This window comes from Spirillospora sp. NPDC048824 (assembly GCF_043198455.1).
Lineage (GTDB): Bacteria > Actinomycetota > Actinomycetes > Streptosporangiales > Streptosporangiaceae > Spirillospora.
Genome location: NZ_JBICUS010000010.1, coordinates 233,891 through 250,847 on the forward strand (window position 1 = coordinate 233,891; position 16,957 = coordinate 250,847).

General features: G+C 71.2%; 17 protein-coding genes and 1 tRNA gene. 10 read left to right on the plus strand and 8 right to left on the minus strand.

The genetic code is table 11. The features are described 5' to 3' along the window. Positions 1–21 precede the first annotated feature (21 nt). The 3 genes from ACGFIS_RS21815 (at position 22) to ACGFIS_RS21825 (ending at position 807) form a co-directional block, all read left to right on the plus strand. On the plus strand, positions 22–396 hold the full coding sequence (locus tag ACGFIS_RS21815) for a signal peptidase I (protein ID WP_392903478.1): 375 nt from the start codon (positions 22–24) through the stop codon (positions 394–396). A gap of 83 nt (positions 397–479) precedes the next feature. Next, positions 480–568: transfer RNA gene (locus ACGFIS_RS21820), tRNA-Ser, on the plus strand. A 74-nt stretch (positions 569–642) separates the two neighbouring features. Further along, on the plus strand, positions 643–807 hold the full coding sequence (locus ACGFIS_RS21825; protein ID WP_392903475.1) for a hypothetical protein: 165 nt from the start codon (positions 643–645) through the stop codon (positions 805–807). A gap of 7 nt (positions 808–814) precedes the next feature. Here ACGFIS_RS21825 and ACGFIS_RS21830 read toward each other — a convergent pair whose 3' ends face one another. After that, positions 815–1,546: a M15 family metallopeptidase gene (locus ACGFIS_RS21830; protein ID WP_392903473.1), complete on the minus strand. Its 732-nt coding sequence runs from the start codon at positions 1,544–1,546 to the stop codon at positions 815–817. A gap of 162 nt (positions 1,547–1,708) precedes the next feature. Between ACGFIS_RS21830 and ACGFIS_RS21835 the strand changes: the two genes are divergently transcribed. Continuing rightward, on the plus strand, positions 1,709–2,131 hold the full coding sequence (locus tag ACGFIS_RS21835) for a hypothetical protein (protein ID WP_392972273.1): 423 nt from the start codon (positions 1,709–1,711) through the stop codon (positions 2,129–2,131). Between the two features lie 5 nt (positions 2,132–2,136). Here the strand turns inward: ACGFIS_RS21835 and ACGFIS_RS21840 are convergent, their stop codons facing one another. Continuing rightward, positions 2,137–2,598 (minus strand): MarR family winged helix-turn-helix transcriptional regulator, encoded by a 462-nt coding sequence (locus ACGFIS_RS21840; protein WP_392903469.1) that lies wholly within the window; start codon positions 2,596–2,598, stop codon positions 2,137–2,139. 165 nt (positions 2,599–2,763) lie between these two features. On the opposite strand from ACGFIS_RS21840, the gene ACGFIS_RS21845 reads away from it, so the two are divergent. Further along, positions 2,764–3,774, plus strand: coding sequence for a pirin family protein (locus ACGFIS_RS21845; protein ID WP_392972275.1), 1,011 nt, complete (start codon positions 2,764–2,766; stop codon positions 3,772–3,774). A gap of 273 nt (positions 3,775–4,047) precedes the next feature. Then, positions 4,048–5,241 carry an ATP-binding protein gene (locus ACGFIS_RS21850; RefSeq protein ID WP_392903463.1) on the plus strand — a complete coding sequence of 398 codons (1,194 nt, stop codon included), beginning with the start codon at positions 4,048–4,050 and terminating at the stop codon, positions 5,239–5,241. A gap of 176 nt (positions 5,242–5,417) precedes the next feature. Here the strand turns inward: ACGFIS_RS21850 and ACGFIS_RS21855 are convergent, their stop codons facing one another. Together ACGFIS_RS21855 and ACGFIS_RS21860 are read right to left on the minus strand one after the other, a co-directional pair. Further along, positions 5,418–6,257 (minus strand): MauE/DoxX family redox-associated membrane protein, encoded by an 840-nt coding sequence (locus tag ACGFIS_RS21855; RefSeq protein WP_392903461.1) that lies wholly within the window; start codon positions 6,255–6,257, stop codon positions 5,418–5,420. Further along, positions 6,251–7,249 carry a hypothetical protein gene (locus tag ACGFIS_RS21860; protein WP_392903458.1) on the minus strand — a complete coding sequence of 333 codons (999 nt, stop codon included), beginning with the start codon at positions 7,247–7,249 and terminating at the stop codon, positions 6,251–6,253. Before ACGFIS_RS21860 ends, ACGFIS_RS21855 begins: the two co-directional genes overlap by 7 nt. A 290-nt stretch (positions 7,250–7,539) precedes the next feature. Between ACGFIS_RS21860 and ACGFIS_RS21865 the strand changes: the two genes are divergently transcribed. From ACGFIS_RS21865 to ACGFIS_RS21875, 3 genes are all read left to right on the plus strand, one after another. After that, positions 7,540–8,019 carry a SigE family RNA polymerase sigma factor gene (locus ACGFIS_RS21865; RefSeq protein WP_392903456.1) on the plus strand — a complete coding sequence of 160 codons (480 nt, stop codon included), beginning with the start codon at positions 7,540–7,542 and terminating at the stop codon, positions 8,017–8,019. 104 nt (positions 8,020–8,123) lie between these two features. After that, positions 8,124–9,746 carry a long-chain fatty acid--CoA ligase gene (locus ACGFIS_RS21870; RefSeq protein WP_392903454.1) on the plus strand — a complete coding sequence of 541 codons (1,623 nt, stop codon included), beginning with the start codon at positions 8,124–8,126 and terminating at the stop codon, positions 9,744–9,746. Positions 9,747–10,008: 262 nt separating this feature from the next. Next, positions 10,009–11,622 (plus strand): sigma-70 family RNA polymerase sigma factor, encoded by a 1,614-nt coding sequence (locus tag ACGFIS_RS21875; RefSeq protein WP_392903452.1) that lies wholly within the window; start codon positions 10,009–10,011, stop codon positions 11,620–11,622. Between the two features lie 4 nt (positions 11,623–11,626). Here the strand turns inward: ACGFIS_RS21875 and ACGFIS_RS21880 are convergent, their stop codons facing one another. Further along, positions 11,627–12,388, minus strand: coding sequence for a MerR family transcriptional regulator (locus ACGFIS_RS21880; protein ID WP_392903450.1), 762 nt, complete (start codon positions 12,386–12,388; stop codon positions 11,627–11,629). Positions 12,389–12,480: 92 nt separating this feature from the next. Here ACGFIS_RS21880 and ACGFIS_RS21885 point away from each other — a divergent pair, with 92 nt between their 5' ends. Further along, on the plus strand, positions 12,481–13,473 hold the full coding sequence (locus ACGFIS_RS21885; RefSeq protein WP_392903447.1) for an adenylate/guanylate cyclase domain-containing protein: 993 nt from the start codon (positions 12,481–12,483) through the stop codon (positions 13,471–13,473). A 3-nt stretch (positions 13,474–13,476) separates the two neighbouring features. On the opposite strand, the gene ACGFIS_RS21890 is transcribed toward ACGFIS_RS21885, so the two are convergent. From ACGFIS_RS21890 to ACGFIS_RS21900, 3 genes are all read right to left on the minus strand, one after another. Then, complete coding sequence (locus ACGFIS_RS21890; protein WP_392903445.1) at positions 13,477–13,938, minus strand: MarR family winged helix-turn-helix transcriptional regulator; 462 nt, start codon at positions 13,936–13,938, stop codon at positions 13,477–13,479. A gap of 132 nt (positions 13,939–14,070) precedes the next feature. Further along, positions 14,071–15,429: an alpha/beta hydrolase domain-containing protein gene (locus ACGFIS_RS21895; RefSeq protein WP_392972278.1), complete on the minus strand. Its 1,359-nt coding sequence runs from the start codon at positions 15,427–15,429 to the stop codon at positions 14,071–14,073. A 78-nt stretch (positions 15,430–15,507) separates the two neighbouring features. Continuing rightward, positions 15,508–16,941, minus strand: coding sequence for an FAD-dependent oxidoreductase (locus tag ACGFIS_RS21900; protein WP_392903439.1), 1,434 nt, complete (start codon positions 16,939–16,941; stop codon positions 15,508–15,510). Positions 16,942–16,957 lie beyond the last annotated feature (16 nt).

Here is a 16,957-nt window from a genome sequence, read left to right on the forward strand (position 1 = left end):
CCGGGAGTACGGTCGCGACCTGTGGACGGTGTGTACGTGGGGAAGGCGGGGCCGGATGCGGCCGGTGACCGCGGCTGGCTGCTCGGGCACTTCAAGCCGGTCGGTGATCTCAGGCACAGTGGCGAGGTCGAGATCAAATGGGGGGTTCATCCGAAGGGTGAGCGCCGCGGCGAGTGGACGGACGGGGAGAAGCGGACCGCGCTGCTCGTCCTGATCAGCGGCCGGTTCCGGCTGGAGTTCCCCGAGGGGGACGTGGTCCTGGCCGAGCAGGGCGACTACGTCGTGTGGGGACGCGGTGTCGACCATTCGTGGCAGGCCGAGGAGGAGTCGGTCGTCATGACGGTCCGCTGGCCCTCGATCCCCGGCTACGCCGTCCCGGACGCACCGAAACCGTGAGCGTTGAACTCGCGTTATGCGGTCGAAGGTACCGGGCGGTGACCGCTATCGTGGGCGATGGCCGCCGGGGACGGCGGTCATCTGGAGAGTTCGCATAGTGGACTAGTGCAGGCGCCTTGAAAGCGCCCAGGGCTGGGGACAGTCCTCGTGGGTTCGAATCCCACACTCTCCGCCCAGCGTCCAGATGGTTGGTCCGTGGCGAGAACGGACGGACCGTCCTGTTGTGTATCCGTTACCCTCTTCGGCATGTCGCAGACACCCAATGATCCGGCAGGCACGACACACCAGTTCCAGAACTTCGCCAACCAGGCACAACCCCAGAAGTCCGGGCCGAACGTCGGCCTGATCGCCGGCGTCGCCGCAGGCGTGGTCATCGTGGCGGTCATCGTGATCGCCTTGATGATGATGTAGCGCCCGCTCAGCGGGCGTTGCTGGAGAAGTGCTGGTAGTCCCTGGCGCCGCTCCACTCGCCGCCCCAGCCCCAGCCGATCGAGTCGAACGCGTCGACGACCTTGTCGCCGGCATGGATCATGCCCGGGGCGTCCTTCTCGCGGTTCTTGTACTTCGCGCACTGCTCGTGGGCGATGCGCCCGTCGGCGTAGACGTAGGGGTTCTGGCACGGGTTGACGTCGAGGGCGAGGCCGTACGCGTGCTGGGAGAACGAACTCGATCCGGTCGCCTGGCGGCAGTTGAAGGCCGAGGTGTTGTTGGCCTCGATCGACTGGAAGTCACTGCCCTTGTACTTGTCGACCGGTTCCATGCGTTCGATGGGGTAGCGGATGTCGTACAGCTTCCGGAACACCTTGACGAGGTCCTCGGCCGCCTTGGCGTTGACGACGAGCCGCCCGCCGGTGTGCGGCTTGTCGTCCATCCCCCAGTAGGTCATCTCGATCATCCGCAGCCCGGACGGCGCGACCGGGCAGCCCTCCCGCCACGAGTGCTCAAGGTCCCCGGCGGTCACCTTCTTGATCTCCGACTGGAAGCCCTGTTCGGCCGGCGCCGACGGGGACGCGGCCGTCCCCGACGCGGTGGGCGGGGTGGCGGAAGGCGTCGGCTCGTCGGAGCCGCGGCCACAACCGGCCGCGGCGGACGTCACGGTGACCAGGGCGGCGATCGCCGCCGCGCTGCGAATAGCCCGTCTACCTGGCATCTTTCCAGCATGGCACGTCGGATGGGCTGTGTGCGCCACCCCCCGATCCGCTACCGTGCGTTTGAAGGTGCGCCCGCCGGAAAGGGGCCGGGGCGGACGGGCCGTGAACCTCGATCATCCGCCGGGCATGTCGTCAGGCGGCTTCCGGCCTCAGGGAGCGGGATGGCGGAACCTCAGGAGAGGGACCTCCCAAGCCTCGAAGACGAGATCTTCGCCGTGGCGCACAATGTGGAGGTCGAGCCGGCGGCGCAGGCGCAGCCGCGGCTGCAGACGGACAGGGCCGAGGTGCTCGTGGGACGGGCCCGCGCCTTCCTCGGCCGCGATGTGAAGGCGCTCGCGGCGGGGTTCGGCCTGTTCCTGTTCGTCGACGCCGTGATGATGTGGGCGCCGCTGATGATGAGCCGCCGCCCGAGCCTGCTGCCGCAGTTCATCACCCTGCTCGTCCTGGCGTTCGGGCTCGGCAGCCTGCTCATCTGGAAGGTCGGCGGACGGTGGCGGACGTTCGGCATCGGGATGATGCTGGCCTGGGTGTTCCTGACCCTGGTGTCCGTCGGGTTCCTCACCGGGGTCACCGTCCCCCTGTAGGCGGGTCAGGCGGTAGGGCCCAGGCGCTTGCGGACGAGTGCGAAGGCGCGGCCGATGGCTTCGAGGTCTTCGGGCTGGACGACGTCGATGAAGTAGGTCCGGACCGTTTCGACGTGATCGCGGGCGGCCTTTTCGAGTGCGGCGTAGCCCTCGTCCGTCAGGTGGGCGAAGACGCCGCGCTTGTCGTTGGGGCAGCTGTCCCGCTTGACCAGGCCCTTGGACTCCAGGCGGGAGCACGTGTGCGACAGGCGGCTGCGTGACTGGCTGGCGTTCTCGGCGAGTTCCGCCATGCGCAGCCGCCGTTCGGGGGCCTCGGACAGCCGGACGAGGATCTCGTACTCCGACACCGACAGGCCGTGCTTGGTCTTCAGATCCCGGTCCATGACCTCGGTGAGCCGGACGCTGCCGTCCACGTATGCCCGCCAATCGCGCTGCTGGGTGGCATCGAGCCAGCGAGGTTCGCTCATACCGCCAAGTATACGACACAGGTTGAAGGTTCAACTAAGCCCGGCTAACTTCACGGTAGCAGGATCGCGCCGCACCGGTCCGTGGAAATAGTTGAAGCATCAACCATGTTGTGGCATGCAGTGCACCGCCCGGTCATGGACGGGCACCCGAACGAGGGAGAACCGATGCCCGCCGTGATGGCCGACCCGCTGACCCTTCCCCGCCTGCCCCTGCTGCCCGAGGCCGAAACCGGCTGGCGCCGCGTCGCGAAGGTCGTGACCGCCGCGCGTCACCTGGAGGGCGAGGGCTTCGAGGTCAGGCGCCCGTTCCCCGGCACGGACCTGGCCCTGGCCGACCCGTTCCTGCTCCTCGACCACATGGGCGCCGTCGAATACGCGCCGGGTGAGGCGATGGGCACCCCGTGGCACCCGCACCGCGGGTTCGAGACCGTCACCTACATCATCGACGGCGCGTTCCAGCACCAGGACACGACCGGCGGCGGCGGCCTCATCTCCGACGGCGCCACCCAGTGGATGACCGCCGCGTCCGGGATCCAGCACATCGAGCAGCCGCCGCCGGAACTGGTCACCAAGGGCGGCCTGTTCCACGGCGTCCAGCTCTGGGTGAACCTGCCCCGCGCCCAGAAGTGGGTGCCGCCGCGCTACCAGGACATCGAGGCCCGCGACGTCAAGCTGCTGGCGGCCGACGACGGCTCGTCCCTCGTCCGCGTCATCGCGGGCTCGGTCGCCGGATACGACGGCCCCGGCGTCACCTACACGCCCATCAACTACCTGCATGCGACGGTCGCGCCCGGTGCGCGCCTCACCCTGCCCTGGCCGCGCGATTTCAACGCGATGGTGTACGTGCTCTCCGGGCGCGGGACGGCGGGCTCCGAGGAGACCGGGCTGGACGAAGGGCAGCTCGGGGTCTTCGCCGGCTCCCACCACAAGGGCACCGGTGACGGCCTCGTCGTCCGCGCCGCCGACAGCCAGCCCGTCGCGAGCGCGAACGGCTGGGAGATCCTCATCCTCGGCGGCCTCCCGATCCGCGAGCCGATCGCCCGGTACGGCCCGTTCGTGATGAACACCCGCGAGGAGATCGTCCAGGCGTTCGAGGACTTCCAGGCCGGCCGCATGGGCACGATCCCCGCGGAGAAGGTCCCACATAGGTCCGACGCGGACGAATCTCTCGCGTGATGCAAGCTCCGTTCTCGTTCCGAATCCGTCGCCGGAGTTCCCCGAGTTCGGATGACGGGGGCGGCGGTGTGCGCTAGTGTGTTCGAACAGTCGAACAGAGGTTCGACGAAAGTGCAGGCGCTCGCCCGGGGAGGCGGCATGGTGGCGACGGCGGCCGCGAGGGGGGTGGACGGTCCCGCGCGCTGCGGACGGAGGCGGGAGCACGCGACACGCCGCAGCGGTTTCTACGCAAATCTACGGCCTCAGCTATATCGCCTCATAGAGTCCGAGAGCGTGGACCCCGTGCGCAATCCCTATGCCCCTGGCGCCGGGCAGCGCCCTCCAGAGCTGGCCGGCCGCGACCGTGAGCTCAAGCAGTTCGAGGTGGTGATCGAGCGGGTGGCCCGCGGCCGACCCGAGCGCAGCATGATCGTCACCGGTCTGCGCGGGGTGGGCAAGACCGTGCTGCTCAACGCGTTCCGTTCGATGGCCATCCAGCGCCTGTGGGGGACCGGGAAGATCGAGGCCCGGCCCGACCAGTCGATCCGACGGCCGGTCGCCTCGGCGCTGCACCGGGCCGTCCGGGAACTGGCGCCCCGGCATCGCGCGCCCGACCGCATCGAGGAGTTCCTCGGCGTGCTGAAGGCGTTCGCGCAGGCCGAGCCGGAGCCGTCCGGCAAGGGCAGGGCGCGGGTGCACCGCTGGCAGCCCGGCATCGACGTGCCCGCCTCGCGGGGCCGAGCCGACTCGGGCGACCTGGAGATCGACCTGACCGAGTTGTTCGTGGACGCGGCGTCCGTCGCCACGGACGTCGGCGTCGGCATCGCCCTGTTCGTGGACGAGATGCAGGACATCCCCGCCGACGACGTGTCCGCGCTCTGCGCCGCGTGCCACGAGCTGTCGCAGGTCGGCGGCCCGCTGATCGTGGTGGGCGCCGGGTTGCCGCATCTGCCGGCCGTCCTGTCGGCCAGCAAGTCCTACTCCGAGCGGCTGTTCCGCTACGCCCGCATCGACCGGCTCGACCGCGAGTCGGCCGACTTCGCCCTGCTGGCCCCCGCCGAGCGGGAGGAGGTCACCTTCACCGAGGACGCCCTCGACGCCCTGTACGGCGCGGCCGACGGCTACCCCTACTTCGTCCAGGCGTACGCCAAGGTCGTCTGGGACGTGGCACCCGACACCCCGATCACCGCCGACGACATCAAGGTCGCCGCGCCGGAGGCGGAGAGCGAACTCGCGGTCGGCTTCTTCGGCAGCCGCTACGAACGCGCCACCCCGGCCGAGCGCGACTACATGCGCGCGATGGCCATGCTCGGCGACGACCCGGTGCCCACCGCGTCGGTCGCGGACGAGCTGGGCCGCAAACCGTCCAGCCTGTCGCCCGCCCGCGACGGGCTCATCAAGAAGGGCCTCATCTACAGCGCCGAACGCGGCATGGTCGCGTTCACCGTGCCGCACTTCGGCAAGTTCCTCCGCTCCCAACCCGCCTGACGCTTCGGCTTTGTAGAGATCTCTAGCGAGAATGCTAGAGATCGATAGAAAGACGCATCGAGCCGCATCGTCAGCCGAATATTCGGCTCTCTAGTGGTGGCCGTAGAAAGCCGTAGATTCTTCTCGCATGCCCTCTGGGCCTTTCTAACGCTCTCTAGCCTTTCTTCTAGAAATGCCTAGAGAGCGGCAGACGGGCTCGGTTCCGGTGCCACGAGCGCCGACCTGACGGCCCGGTCGCGCTCGGCGGTCGACACCGCGAACACGACCTCCATGTCCTGGCCGTCCACCCGGGCCGGGAAGACCACGAACCGCCAGCAGCCCTCCCGCCACACGTCCATCGGCACGGCGCTCGCGATGACGTTCTCGCGCTCCACCCACGCGGCGCTGTCGTAGAGTGCCGCGTACGTCTCCGCTATCGGGCTGCGCCGCCGCTCGCACGGCGTCACCGGGCGTGCGCGGCCGTGCGGCAGTCCGCGGCGGTCGAGCAGGGCCGACAGCTCCGGGGACAGCGCCGCGAACAGTGCGACCTCCGCCGCGAGCACGAGTGCGACCTGCATCTGGACGTCCCGCAGCACGTCCACGCCGGCGAGCGGGGCCCCCATCGAGGTGATGGCCGCGCCGGTGAACAGCACCGCGCGGAGCACGCTCCGCCGCCCGACCCGCTTGCCGCTGAGCCCGCCGAAACAGCCGCACCCGGCGTCCGGGCGGCTGACCCGCAGCTCGCCGACCACCCACGTCGCGGCGGCGAACGCCACCGTCGTCGCGAGCCGCACCGACAGATGCGACGTCACCAGCAGCGCCAGCCCGAGGACGCCCTCGCCTGCCGCGAGCCCCACCGCCATCCCCCGGCTGCCGCGCAGCGCGGACAGTCGGGCGAGCCCCGCCGGCACCGGCACGCCGTGGACGTGATCGGGCGCGTCCGCCGCCTCTTCGCGGACCGTCAGCTTCGCCAGGCACGCGGCCAGCAGCACGGCCGCCAGCAGCAGCACCTGCGTGTTCTGGAACGCCGTCACCATGACGCGGCCCTCCCCGGCACCGCGGCCGGGGCGCCCGGCCGGACCGCGGCGTTGAAGCAGCCCGCTTCCAGATCGCCGCCGAGCCCGACGAACGCGGCGGGCGTCAGCTCGGCGATCCGGCCCCGCGGGGACGCGTCGCACTCCACGCACCGGTCGCAGAAGCGGGCCGCCGCGCAGCCGCACTCCACCACCGGGACGGTGGCGGAGCGCCCGCCGCACTCGTTGCGGACGGCGACCTCGCTGCCGAGTGACAGAAGCGGGAAGGCGACGCAGCCGGACGGGGCGTCCGCGCATCCCCCGGCATCCCCCTCGGAATCGACGGCCGGGTAGGCGGCACCGTCCGGTGCCTCGTCGGCCGCGCTGCCGAACCACGTCACCGTCCCGCGCAGCTCGCCGGGTGCGGGCGTGCCGACCTCCGGCGCGGCGAGTTCATCGGCCCGGTAACCGGGCTGGGAGGTACCGGGGCACACCGCCAGCGGGCCGTGCGGGGACCGCACGCAGATCACGTCGATGAGGTATCCGGGCTCCAGGCGCGGATGCCGGACCAGGACGCGTTCGAAGGCGCGCGGAGGGATCACCACATGGGTCCGCCCCCGGTGCGGACCCATGTCCACCTCCACGGCGTCCTTCCCGCACGCCAGGATCGTGCCGCTGACCCGTTCGGCGTCGACCCAGACGCGGTCGGCGCCGAGCCCGCCGTCCCTCGGCCGGACGATCACGGACCGGCCCGGCCGGAGCACGGCGAGGCCCCCGCGCCCGCCGTGCCAGACGGTCGTTGCGGCGCTCATCGCGAGACGCGTCTCCGTGCCGCCCGTGCCCGGCCGTGCCGCCGAACCCAGCACCAGCAGGTGTGGGCTGGCGTCCAGGACGATCCCGGTCACCGCGTCCAGCGGCCGCCCCGCGCGCTCCGCGGGGCCGTGACCGGCGGATGCCGGGAGGACGGCCGCGCGGTGTCGGCGGCGGTTCGCTCCACGGCGGTGGGGTGGCGGCATCGCGGTGCTCCGGCGTAGATCGTTACCCTGAGTCGTCGGCATGTGGACAGCGAGTCAAGGGTCGGGCCTGGTGACAGCTTTTGTCGACGGATTTGTCGCGATAAGTCAGCCGGTGGAAGACCATTGATCTACCTCGGTTGAAGATTATGCACTGGTTGACCCGGATATGGGCTTTATGTAGGCCCGAAATTACGATCTACGTGCGATCGTCAAACAACCGGGAGTGCGCACGGCCGGGATCCTGGAATCGTCCCGCCGGACGCCTCCACAACCCCTGGCCCGGTGGTGATTTGAACGACACGCGCCACGAGGAGTTCCGCTCGTACGTGACGGAACGCCGAGCCGTGCTGCTGCGCGCCGCGACCCAGATCACCAGCGACCGCGCCGAAGCCGAAGACCTCCTCCAGGCCGCCCTCGCGAAGACCTACCTCGCCTGGCACCGCATCGAAGACCGCGGCGCCGTCGACGGCTACGTCCGCCGCGCCATGGTCAACACGCAGATCTCCTGGTGGCGGCGCCGGAAACTGGACGTCTACCCGACCGACCAGCTCCCCGACCGTCCCGTCGACGACGACACGAGCAGCAGCGAACTGCGCGACGCGCTCTTTCGAGCCCTCCGCCGCCTCCCCGAACGCCAGCGCCTCACCGTCATGCTCCGCTACTACGAGGACATGTCCGAAAGAGAGATCGCCGAAATCCTCGGCGTCAGCGTCGGCACGGTCAAGTCCACCGTCTCCCGGGCCATGGTCAAACTCCGCGAGCTGTACTGACGGGGTTTCCCCATCCGCCGGTAGCGGGGATCAGGGGGTCGTCAGCCTGGGCCATCACTGCAAGAATCCGGTTCTGGAACGCGCTGCGAGCTGGGAGGGCCCCCATGTTGAGCACCATGCAGGATTTCCCGCTGACCATCACAACGATCATGCGTTACGGCACGGACGTCTTCGGCGACGCCCAGGTGTCCACCTGGACGGGGGACGGCGCCCGGCGCCGCACCTACGCCGAGGTCGGTGAGCGTGCCGCGCGTCTGGCCGGGGCGCTGCGCGGCCTCGGCGTGGACGGCGATCAGCGGGTCGGCACGTTCATGTGGAACAACACCGAGCATCTGGAGGCGTATCTGGCGGTCCCGTCCATGGGCGCCGTCCTGCACACGCTGAATCTGCGGCTGTTCCCCGACCAACTCGTCTACATCGCCAACCACGCCGAGGACCAGGTCGTCATCGTCGACGGCTCGCTGATCCCGCTGCTCGCGCCGGTGCTGCCGCAGTTCAAGACCGTCCGGCATGTGGTCGTCGTCGGGGAGGGCGACACCGCGCCGCTGGAGGCCGCCGGCAAGGAACTGCACTCCTACGAGGAGCTGCTCGCCGCCGCGCCCGCCACGTTCGACTGGCCCGAGATCGACGAGCGGTCCGCCGCCGCGATGTGCTACACGAGCGGCACGACCGGGAATCCCAAGGGCGTCGTGTACTCCCACCGGTCCGCCTATCTGCACTCGATGGCGACGTGCACCGGCAACGCGATCGGCCTCAGCGCGTCCGACATCATCCTGCCGGTGGTGCCCATGTTCCACGCCAACGCCTGGGGGCTGCCTTACGCGGCGGTGATGGCGGGTGCCGCGCTCATCATGCCGGACCGGTTCCTGCAGGCCGAGCCGCTCGTCCGGCTCATCGAGTCCGAGCGTCCGACGGTCGCCGGGGCGGTGCCGACGATCTGGTCGGACGTCCTGCGCCACACCAAGGAGCACGGCTCGGACCTCGGCTCGCTGCGGCTCGTCCCGTGCGGCGGTTCGGCCGTCCCCGAGGCGCTGATGCGCGGCTTCGACGAGCTCGGCGTCCGCATCGTCCAGGCGTGGGGGATGACGGAGACCTCGCCGGTCGCGACGGTCGCGCACCCGCCCGTCAAGGCGACCGACGAGGAGGCGTGGCAGGCCAGGATCAGCCAGGGCCGCGTCCTGGCCGGGCTGGAGATGCGCATCGTCGGCGACGGCGACGTCGTGCTGGCCAACGACGGCGAGGGGGTCGGCGAGGTCGAGATCCGCGGGCCGTGGATCACCGGGTCGTACTACCTCGACGAGGACCCCGGGAAGTTCCACGACGGCTGGCTGCGCACCGGCGACGTCGGGACGCTGTCGTCCGGCGGGTACCTGATCCTCACCGACCGGGCGAAGGACGTCATCAAGTCGGGCGGCGAGTGGATCTCGTCGGTGGAGCTGGAGAACCACCTGATGGCGCACCCGGACATCGTCGAGGCCGCCGTGGTGGGCGTCCCCGACGACCGGTGGCAGGAGCGTCCGCTCGCCTCCGTCGTCGTCCGCGAGGGGGCCTCGGTCACGGCGGAGCAGCTCCGGGAGTTCCTGTCCGGGCGGATCGCGAAATGGCAGCTGCCGGAACGCTGGGCGTTCATCGCCGAGGTGCCGAAGACGAGCGTCGGCAAGTTCGACAAGAAGGTCCTGCGGCGCCGCTACGCGGACGGTGAGCTGGAGATCCGGCGGGCCGACTGACCGCCGGCCGGGCGGCCGCCCGCCGGTGTCCTTCCGGCGGCCGCCCGCGCCGCGGCCGGATCGGGTCGCTGACTCGATTCTGACGCCGAGTCATTGATAGCGTGATCACGGAGAGAAGCGGCATCTCACCCCGGGGTCACCCTAATGGTGATTTCGGCCGATCATGTGGTGCGGATGGGGTTCGCGGGTGTATGCAAGGTGGGCTGATTGTCCGGACGACTCCCATGGGGACGGACGCCTCATGCCGCTGCCGGGAGCGTGAATGCCCAGGTTGTCCCCCTCCTCGCACACAGCCGACCGTAACCTCGTCAAAGGCCTGAACGAAGGCGACGAGGCCGCACTCGCCGCGCTCTACGACGAGTACGGTGAGCGCCTTTATGACTACGCGCTGTCAATGTCCGGTGATGCGAAAGTCGCCGCCGACATCGTCCACGACACGTTCATCGACGCCTGCCGCCGCGCCCCCCGGATGCGCGACCACCTGCATCTGAGCTCCTGGCTGTACGGGGCGGCCCGCCGCCGCTGCATCCGCCGCGGACGGGCGAAGGTCCTGTTCTGGGACCGGGACGGCGAGTTCTCCGACATCCCCTTTCTGGACCGCGCCGAATCGGACGGTCCCGTCCCCGACCGGCCGCCCTCCGACGAGCTGCACCGGCTGCTCAACGGCACACTGGCCAGGCTGGAGCCCGTGGAGCAGGAGGTGATGCTGCTCGCGTTCCGGCATGGGCTGCGTCCGGCCCGCCTCGGCGCGGCGCTCGGCCTGTCCGCGCGCCGGGCCGCCATGCGGGTGCGGCAGGGACGGGCCGAACTCGAAGCCGCACTCCAGAAGGAGCTGAGCCGCGCCGTCCGCGCCTGCGCCGCCGACTCGCCCGGCGAGACCGCCGCCGACGAGGGGGCGGAGTCGCCCGGCGTCGCCGTCCTGGCCGCACGGACCGCGTCCCGGACGGACGAGCCGGATGCGCCGCCGACCCCGCCGCGCACCGCCCGGCCGTTCCGGCGGGCCTTTCACCGGCGCCCCGAGGTCTCCCCCGCCGATCCGTCGGACGAGCGGCACGTCGCCGGCTGCGCCGGCTGCCGCCGCCTCGGCGGGCTGACCGCGGCGGCGCTGCTGAAGCGGGCGCCCGCCCCGGTGCTGCCCGCGGCGCTGCGGCACCGCGTCATGCACACCGCGACCGATCCCGAGCTCGCCGGCTACCGGGCCGACATCGCCGCGCGCGGCGGCGCGCTCACCCCGTCCGGCCTGCCGTGCCAGCCGGACGTACCCTCGCCGTTCACCCGCCGGTGGCTGTTCACCGGGGGCGGCATGGCGGGTGCGCTGGCCGCCGCCCTCATCGCCGTCTTCGTCATGGGGCCCGGCATCAGCGGCGACTCGCTGTCCTGGCCGCCGTTCCGCACGCAGCCGCAGCCGTCCATCACGCAGCATTCGCCGCCGGAGGGCTCGGGCCGCGAGTCGCAGCCGTCCCGGGGACCGGACGGGGACGCGTCCGGCCGTCCGGAACAGCCGCCCCTCAGCCCCCAGACGGACACCCCGGAGGAGCCCGCGGAACCGGGGCGGCCGCCGCCTTCGTCCAACCCGCCCGTGCGGCCCGGCGTCCTCGTCGTCAACCCCGCCAAGGTCGAGCTCTACGGCACCAAGACCGCCCAGGTGAGCCTCGCGGCCAAGAGCGGCCCGGTGACGTGGACGGCGATGACGTCGACGAACCAGCTCGTCCTGTCGGACATGCAGGGCGGCATGCCCGCGGACGGCACCAGCCAGGTGACGATCAGCCTGCGCACCTTCATCATCGGCCTGCCGGGCCAGGGCACCCTCACGTTCACCGACTCCGAGGGCGCGCCGCACACGGTGACGGTCGTCTGGGGCGCCTCGCTCCTGTGACGGCTCAGCCGGGCGTCTCGCCGAGATGGTCCCTGATCGTTTCGAGGTGCTCGCCGAGGGCCTCCTGGACGCGGGCCTCCATCGCCCTGGCGATGAACGGCTCGACGACGGTCTTCACCAGCGGCCGCATCCGGCGGACCACCGCGGCGACCTCGGTGACCTTCTCGCCGTCCGGGGCGGGCGGGTCCTCCAGACGGGCGAACACGTGCTCCTGGACGAGGCTCACGAACCGGCCCGCGATCACGTCGCAGTCGTCGCGGATCTGCCCGGCGATGTCGAGGACGGCGTCGAGCGGGATGCCCGCGGCGACGAGTTCGGCGCCGACGTGCAGCAGCCGGGGGCTCGGTACCCGGTACTCGTCTCCGTGCGGTTCGATGAGGCCGAGTTCGATGGTCCGGTCCCGCACGCGGGCGAACTCGTCGGCGTTCAGCCCGGTACCGAAGATCTCGGCGAGCTCGTCGTAGGTGGTGGTGCCGGGGATCTCGTCCGACCACGGGTCGGTGAGCACCTTCTCCAGCCCGAGGACCTCGCCGACGTCCTTGCCGGTCTCCCACGCCGACAGCAGGTCCTTGATGATCGCGAACGTGTAGCCGCGGCCGAGCAGCTTGCCGATCAGCCGGAGCCGCGCGAGGTGCTGCTCGTCGTACAGGCCCACGCGGCCTTCGAGGCGGGGTGGCGGCAGCAGCCCCCGGTCCTGGTAGGCGCGAATGTTGCGCACGGTGCTTCCGGCCAGCCGCGCCAGCTCGTCGATTCGGTACTCGGCCATGCCCCCGCCCGCCGGACTCGTCCACCTTGACCGCCGTGATCTTACTCCGGCACTATTGTTACATCGGTCAATGACACATAGGGGCGGGCGTCATGGGGGACCCGGACGACATCGAGGAGACCCTCCTCGGCGGCCCGCTGCGCTACACGCGCAAAGAGGTCGAGCCCCTTTCGGGCGTCCCCGACGAGTACGCGCGCCGCATCTGGCAGGCGCTCGGCTTCCCGACTCCTCCCGACGACGAGGTCGCCTTCACCGACGGGGACGTCGCCGCGCTCCAGGAGATCAAGGAGCTGCTCGGCACCGAGCTGGTCGATGAGGACATGGTCCTCCAGCTCGCCCGCGCCGTCGGCCAGACGATGGGCCGCCTCGCGAGCTGGCTCGGGGACGTCTGGCTCCAGCGGCTCGGTGAACTTCCCTCCGACGACCCGGCCGCGGCCGATCTCGTCACCGCCGCCCTCGCCGCCACCGAGGAACTGCGTCCCGCGTTCGAACGCCTCCTGCTGCACGGCTGGCGCCGCCAGCTCACCGCCGCCGGGATGCGCGCCGCCGCCACGACGGCCGCCGCCCAGTCCGACCCGGCCGCCGGCATCGCCCACCTCGCGGTCGGCTTCGCCGACGTCGTCTCCTTCACCCGTCTGAGCCGCCGCCTCGACGGCGACGCCCTCGCCGCGTTCGTCGAACGGTTCGAGGTCACCACCGCCGAGATCATCGCCGAACTGGGCGGACGCGTCATCAAGACGCTCGGCGACGAGGTCCTGTTCGTCGCGTCCGAACCCCGCGCCGCCGCCGACATCGGCCTGCGCATCGCGGAGCGCTTCAACGAGGACCCCGACTTCCCGAAAGTGCGCGTCGGCCTGGCCTACGGCGAAGTCATCCAGCGGCTGGGCGACGTGTTCGGTACGCCCGTCAACCTCGCCGCGCGCCTGACCGCCGCCGCCTACCCCGGAACGGTCCTCATCGACAGCGGACTGTCCGCGGCGATCCCTGCCGACGCCTACGACATCTCCACACTCCGTCCCCGCCCCTTGCAGGGCCTGGGCCGGGTCCGCCTGTTCCTCCTGCGCCGCCCCAGAGGCCGCACGTAGTGATCAGGCGGCGGAGCCGGTCGCCGCGTCGAGATGCCGGGTCATGTGCTGCAGGGTGCGGCGGAGCTGGGCCAGTTCGTGCGCGGTCAGGCCGGTCGAGTCGAGCATCCGCCGGGGGACGTCCACGGCGCGGTCACGGAGGCCGGTGCCCTCCTCGGTCAGGTGCACCGACACCGAACGTTCGTCCTCGCGGCCCCGGCGGCGCTCCACGAGACCGGCGGTCTCCAGGCGCTTGATGAGCGGCGAGAGCGTCCCGGAGTCGAGGCGGAGGCGCTCGCCGAGCTGCTTCACCGTGAGGCCGTCGGTCTCCCAGAGAGCCAGCATGGCCAGGTACTGCGGGTAGGTCAGCCCCAGGTCCCGCAGCCGTATCCGGTAGAGCGCGTCGAACGCCCGTGAGGTCGCGTGCAGCGCGAAGCAGACCTGCGTGTCCAGCTTCAGCAGCTCGTCGTCGGCCGTGCCCGTCATCCCCCCATCCTACGTTTGCGCCGATTGAGTTGGCCGCAATCGATGTGCCCGGTGGTTCGCATGTTCGCGGGCCGGTGGAACGGCAGTGCTCCCCGTGCGGGCGGGGAGCACTGCCCGAATGATCAGGACCTTTCAGTCCTTGCCGACGTCCGAGCGGATCGCGTCGATGCGGTTCTGCCGGGCGTCCGCCGGGAGCAGGTAACCGTTCCGCACGTTGCGGACGTCCGCCTTCGAGACGGCCGCGACATAGCGGCCGTGGGACGGGTAGAGCGAGCCGAGTTGCGCATCGTCGAACGGCACGTGGGTGCCGAACAGGAAGCAGAACGTCTCGCCGGAGTTCTCCCCCGTGTTGAGCGCGGTCGGGGCCTCGACCTGGGAGAGGCGTATCCCGCCCTTGGCCAGCCCCAGCGAGTCGCGGACCTTGCTGCCGTCCGGGTTGAGCTGGAGCGGCGGCGCGGACGGCGGGGCCGCGTCCCACTTGGTCCACCGCACCAGATGGGCGTACGCGGTGGCGATCGCATGGTGCAGCGGGACGCGGCTGAACGCGGGCCTGGCGCACTGGTAGGTGGGGGCGGAACCGAGGTCGCGGGTCAGGATCGGCCGCCGGTACTGCTGCCCGTGCCAGCCGGAATGAGCGGCCCCCGCAACCTCCCAGCGGCGGAACGTCTCCGAGTCCGGTGGCCGCTCGGACGAGCGGACGTCGGTCTCCGAAAGGACCTGGAACACCGGTTCGGGGCCGCGCCGGCCCGGGGCGGGGCCGACGACGAACGCATACCCGTCGAAGACCTTCTCGCCCTGCGGAAGAACCGCGTCGTAGTAGGTGGTCATCCGGAACGCCGACTGTGACGCGCCCGCGCCCAGCAGCGTGTCCGCCTTCAGTCCGCCCAGCGGCGCCGAGGCCCCGCGTTCACGCAGCGTCTTCGCCACTTGGGCGAAGACGTCGTACGACAGTTCGTCGCCGGTGAACCGCCCGCCGCCGGTGACGTCCAGGCCGCCGTAGCGGGCCGGACTCCACTCGGCGAGGTGTTCCACGCCGACCCGCTGCGCGGAGATGCCCACCCAGGCGTACCCGTCCCGGATGATCTGCTCGCTGCTCCACAGGGCGTCCAGGTCGTATCCCGCCGTGACGTTCTGCCATTCCGCGATCACCGTGCCGTTGAACCGGTGGGCCTTGGCCGGCCTCCGCACGATGACACGGGTCTTGTACGGGACGCCGGTGGCGAGCCGTTCCCCCGTGGCGCTGTAGGCGTCGGCCTCGCCGGAGACGAAGAACTCCTGTTCCACATATCCGTGCGAGGCCAGGTCGACGTTCGTGGCCATCCACGGATAGGTGTTCTTCACGTCGGGCGACGACGGGTCACCGGGCGGCGCACCCGGTATCGGCCCCTCCACGGTGGGGCCGCCCTGCGCCTGCGCGGTCCCCGGCGCGGCGGCGAGCCCGGCGGCGACCAGCGCCGCGACCAGCAGCCGGGTGACTGGTGAGTACCTCACTTCGATCCCTCCACGGGCCGGCGAGTGACGGAGTCGAGTCATGATCTCCGTGCTCCCCGGATGCCCGCATCGGCAGAATCACCGGCCGGGACGCGACGCGAAGAGGCGGTGGGCGAGGAGGCGGCCGAAGGTGAGGGCGGGGGTGACGAGCATCCCGCCGCAGAAGCTGTTGCCGCAGGTGGCGGCGGCGCCGATCAGTTCGCCGAGTGCGTACACGCCCTCCATGGGGGTGCCGTCGGTGCGGCGGACGCGCAGGTGTTCGTCGACGTCCACGCCGGAGAAGGTGATCAGGGTGATGCCGTGGTTCTCCATCGCGAAGAACGGGGCGTCCGTGATGGGGGCGGGCAGGTGGGTGCGGCCGAATTCGGCGTCGTGGCCTGCGGCGACCGCGGTGTTGTAGCGCTCGACGGTGGCGGTCAGGCCGTCCGGTGAGATGCCGGTGAGGGCGGCCAGTCCGGTGAGCGAGCCCGCCTTGTGGACGCCGGGGCGGGCGCCCGCCTTGGCCAGGACGTCTTCGGGGCTCCAGCCGACGACCATCGGGACGGAGGCGAGCCGTGCCCGGTCGTCGAAGACCGTCCAGAACGTCCCGTCGGTGGCGGCGGCGAGGGCGCGTTCCTTGAGGTCGATGCTGGGTTCGTCCTCGGCGACGAACCGGCGTCCGGCGCGGTCGACGTAGATCTCCCAGGGGAGCCGTTCGTTGGCGACCAGCAGCGGGCGGTCCTCGTAGTACGCCTTGCCGGGCGTGGTGGGGTGCGGGAGGCCGCCGAACGTCGGAAGGTACCGGCCGCGTCCGGCGATCGCGGCGCCGGCGTCGCGGGCGATGACGAGGCCGTCGCCGGTGGACGTCGGGTGGGCGGCGCTGACGAGGGGGAAGCCCTCGACCTCCGTGAACAGCTCCTCGTCGGCGCCGAATCCGCCGGTGGCGAGGACGACCGCGGGGGCCGTCACCTCGACCTCGTCGACTCCGCGGCGCAGGACGCCGACGGCCGGCGCGCGGCCGGGCCCCTCGGTGAGGCCGATCGCGGTGCTGCCGAGCCACAGGTCGACCCGCCCGGCGGTGATCTGCTCGTCCAGCAGCCGTTTCAGGACGGCGAGGATCGACAGGCCGCCGTCCTTGCCGTAGTAGGTGCGGGGGACGCCGTACGGCTCGTGGCCGTAGACGAGCCGGGGCGACTCGGGCGCGAAGTCGAAGCCGAGGTCGTCGAGCCAGTCGATGGTCTCGGGCGCGTGCCGGGCGGCGAGTTCGACGAGGTCGGCGCGGGCGGTGCCGCCGCTGATGCGCTCGATGTCGGCGAGGTGCGCCTCGACGGAGTCGTCGATGCCGTGCTCGCGCTGCCGGCGGGTGCCGCCGGCGGACATCTGCCCGCCGGAGCTGTGCAGGGTGCCGCCGATCCGGGAGTCCTTCTCGACCAGCAGCACGCGGGCGCCGCACGCCGCCGCCTCCGCGGCGCACGGGATGCCCCCGGTGCCCGCGCCGACGATGACGAGGTCGTAGTTCAGGGCCGTCGTCACGCTCGCTCCTCCATCC

Excerpts from the sequence above, each read along its gene's own strand:
- ACGFIS_RS21825 (WP_392903475.1), top strand. The coding sequence starts at position 643 with ATGTCGCAGACACCCAATGATCCGGCAGGCACGACACACCAGTTCCAG.
- ACGFIS_RS21830 (WP_392903473.1), bottom strand. The coding sequence starts at position 1,546 with ATGCCAGGTAGACGGGCTATTCGCAGCGCGGCGGCGATCGCCGCCCTG.
- ACGFIS_RS21835 (WP_392972273.1), top strand. The coding sequence starts at position 1,709 with ATGGCGGAACCTCAGGAGAGGGACCTCCCAAGCCTCGAAGACGAGATC.
- ACGFIS_RS21840 (WP_392903469.1), bottom strand. The coding sequence starts at position 2,598 with ATGAGCGAACCTCGCTGGCTCGATGCCACCCAGCAGCGCGATTGGCGG.
- ACGFIS_RS21845 (WP_392972275.1), top strand. The coding sequence starts at position 2,764 with ATGCCCGCCGTGATGGCCGACCCGCTGACCCTTCCCCGCCTGCCCCTG.
- ACGFIS_RS21855 (WP_392903461.1), bottom strand. The coding sequence starts at position 6,257 with ATGGTGACGGCGTTCCAGAACACGCAGGTGCTGCTGCTGGCGGCCGTG.
- ACGFIS_RS21860 (WP_392903458.1), bottom strand. The coding sequence starts at position 7,249 with ATGCCGCCACCCCACCGCCGTGGAGCGAACCGCCGCCGACACCGCGCG.
- ACGFIS_RS21870 (WP_392903454.1), top strand. The coding sequence starts at position 8,124 with ATGTTGAGCACCATGCAGGATTTCCCGCTGACCATCACAACGATCATG.
- ACGFIS_RS21875 (WP_392903452.1), top strand. The coding sequence starts at position 10,009 with ATGCCCAGGTTGTCCCCCTCCTCGCACACAGCCGACCGTAACCTCGTC.
- ACGFIS_RS21880 (WP_392903450.1), bottom strand. The coding sequence starts at position 12,388 with ATGGCCGAGTACCGAATCGACGAGCTGGCGCGGCTGGCCGGAAGCACC.
- ACGFIS_RS21885 (WP_392903447.1), top strand. The coding sequence starts at position 12,481 with ATGGGGGACCCGGACGACATCGAGGAGACCCTCCTCGGCGGCCCGCTG.
- ACGFIS_RS21890 (WP_392903445.1), bottom strand. The coding sequence starts at position 13,938 with ATGACGGGCACGGCCGACGACGAGCTGCTGAAGCTGGACACGCAGGTC.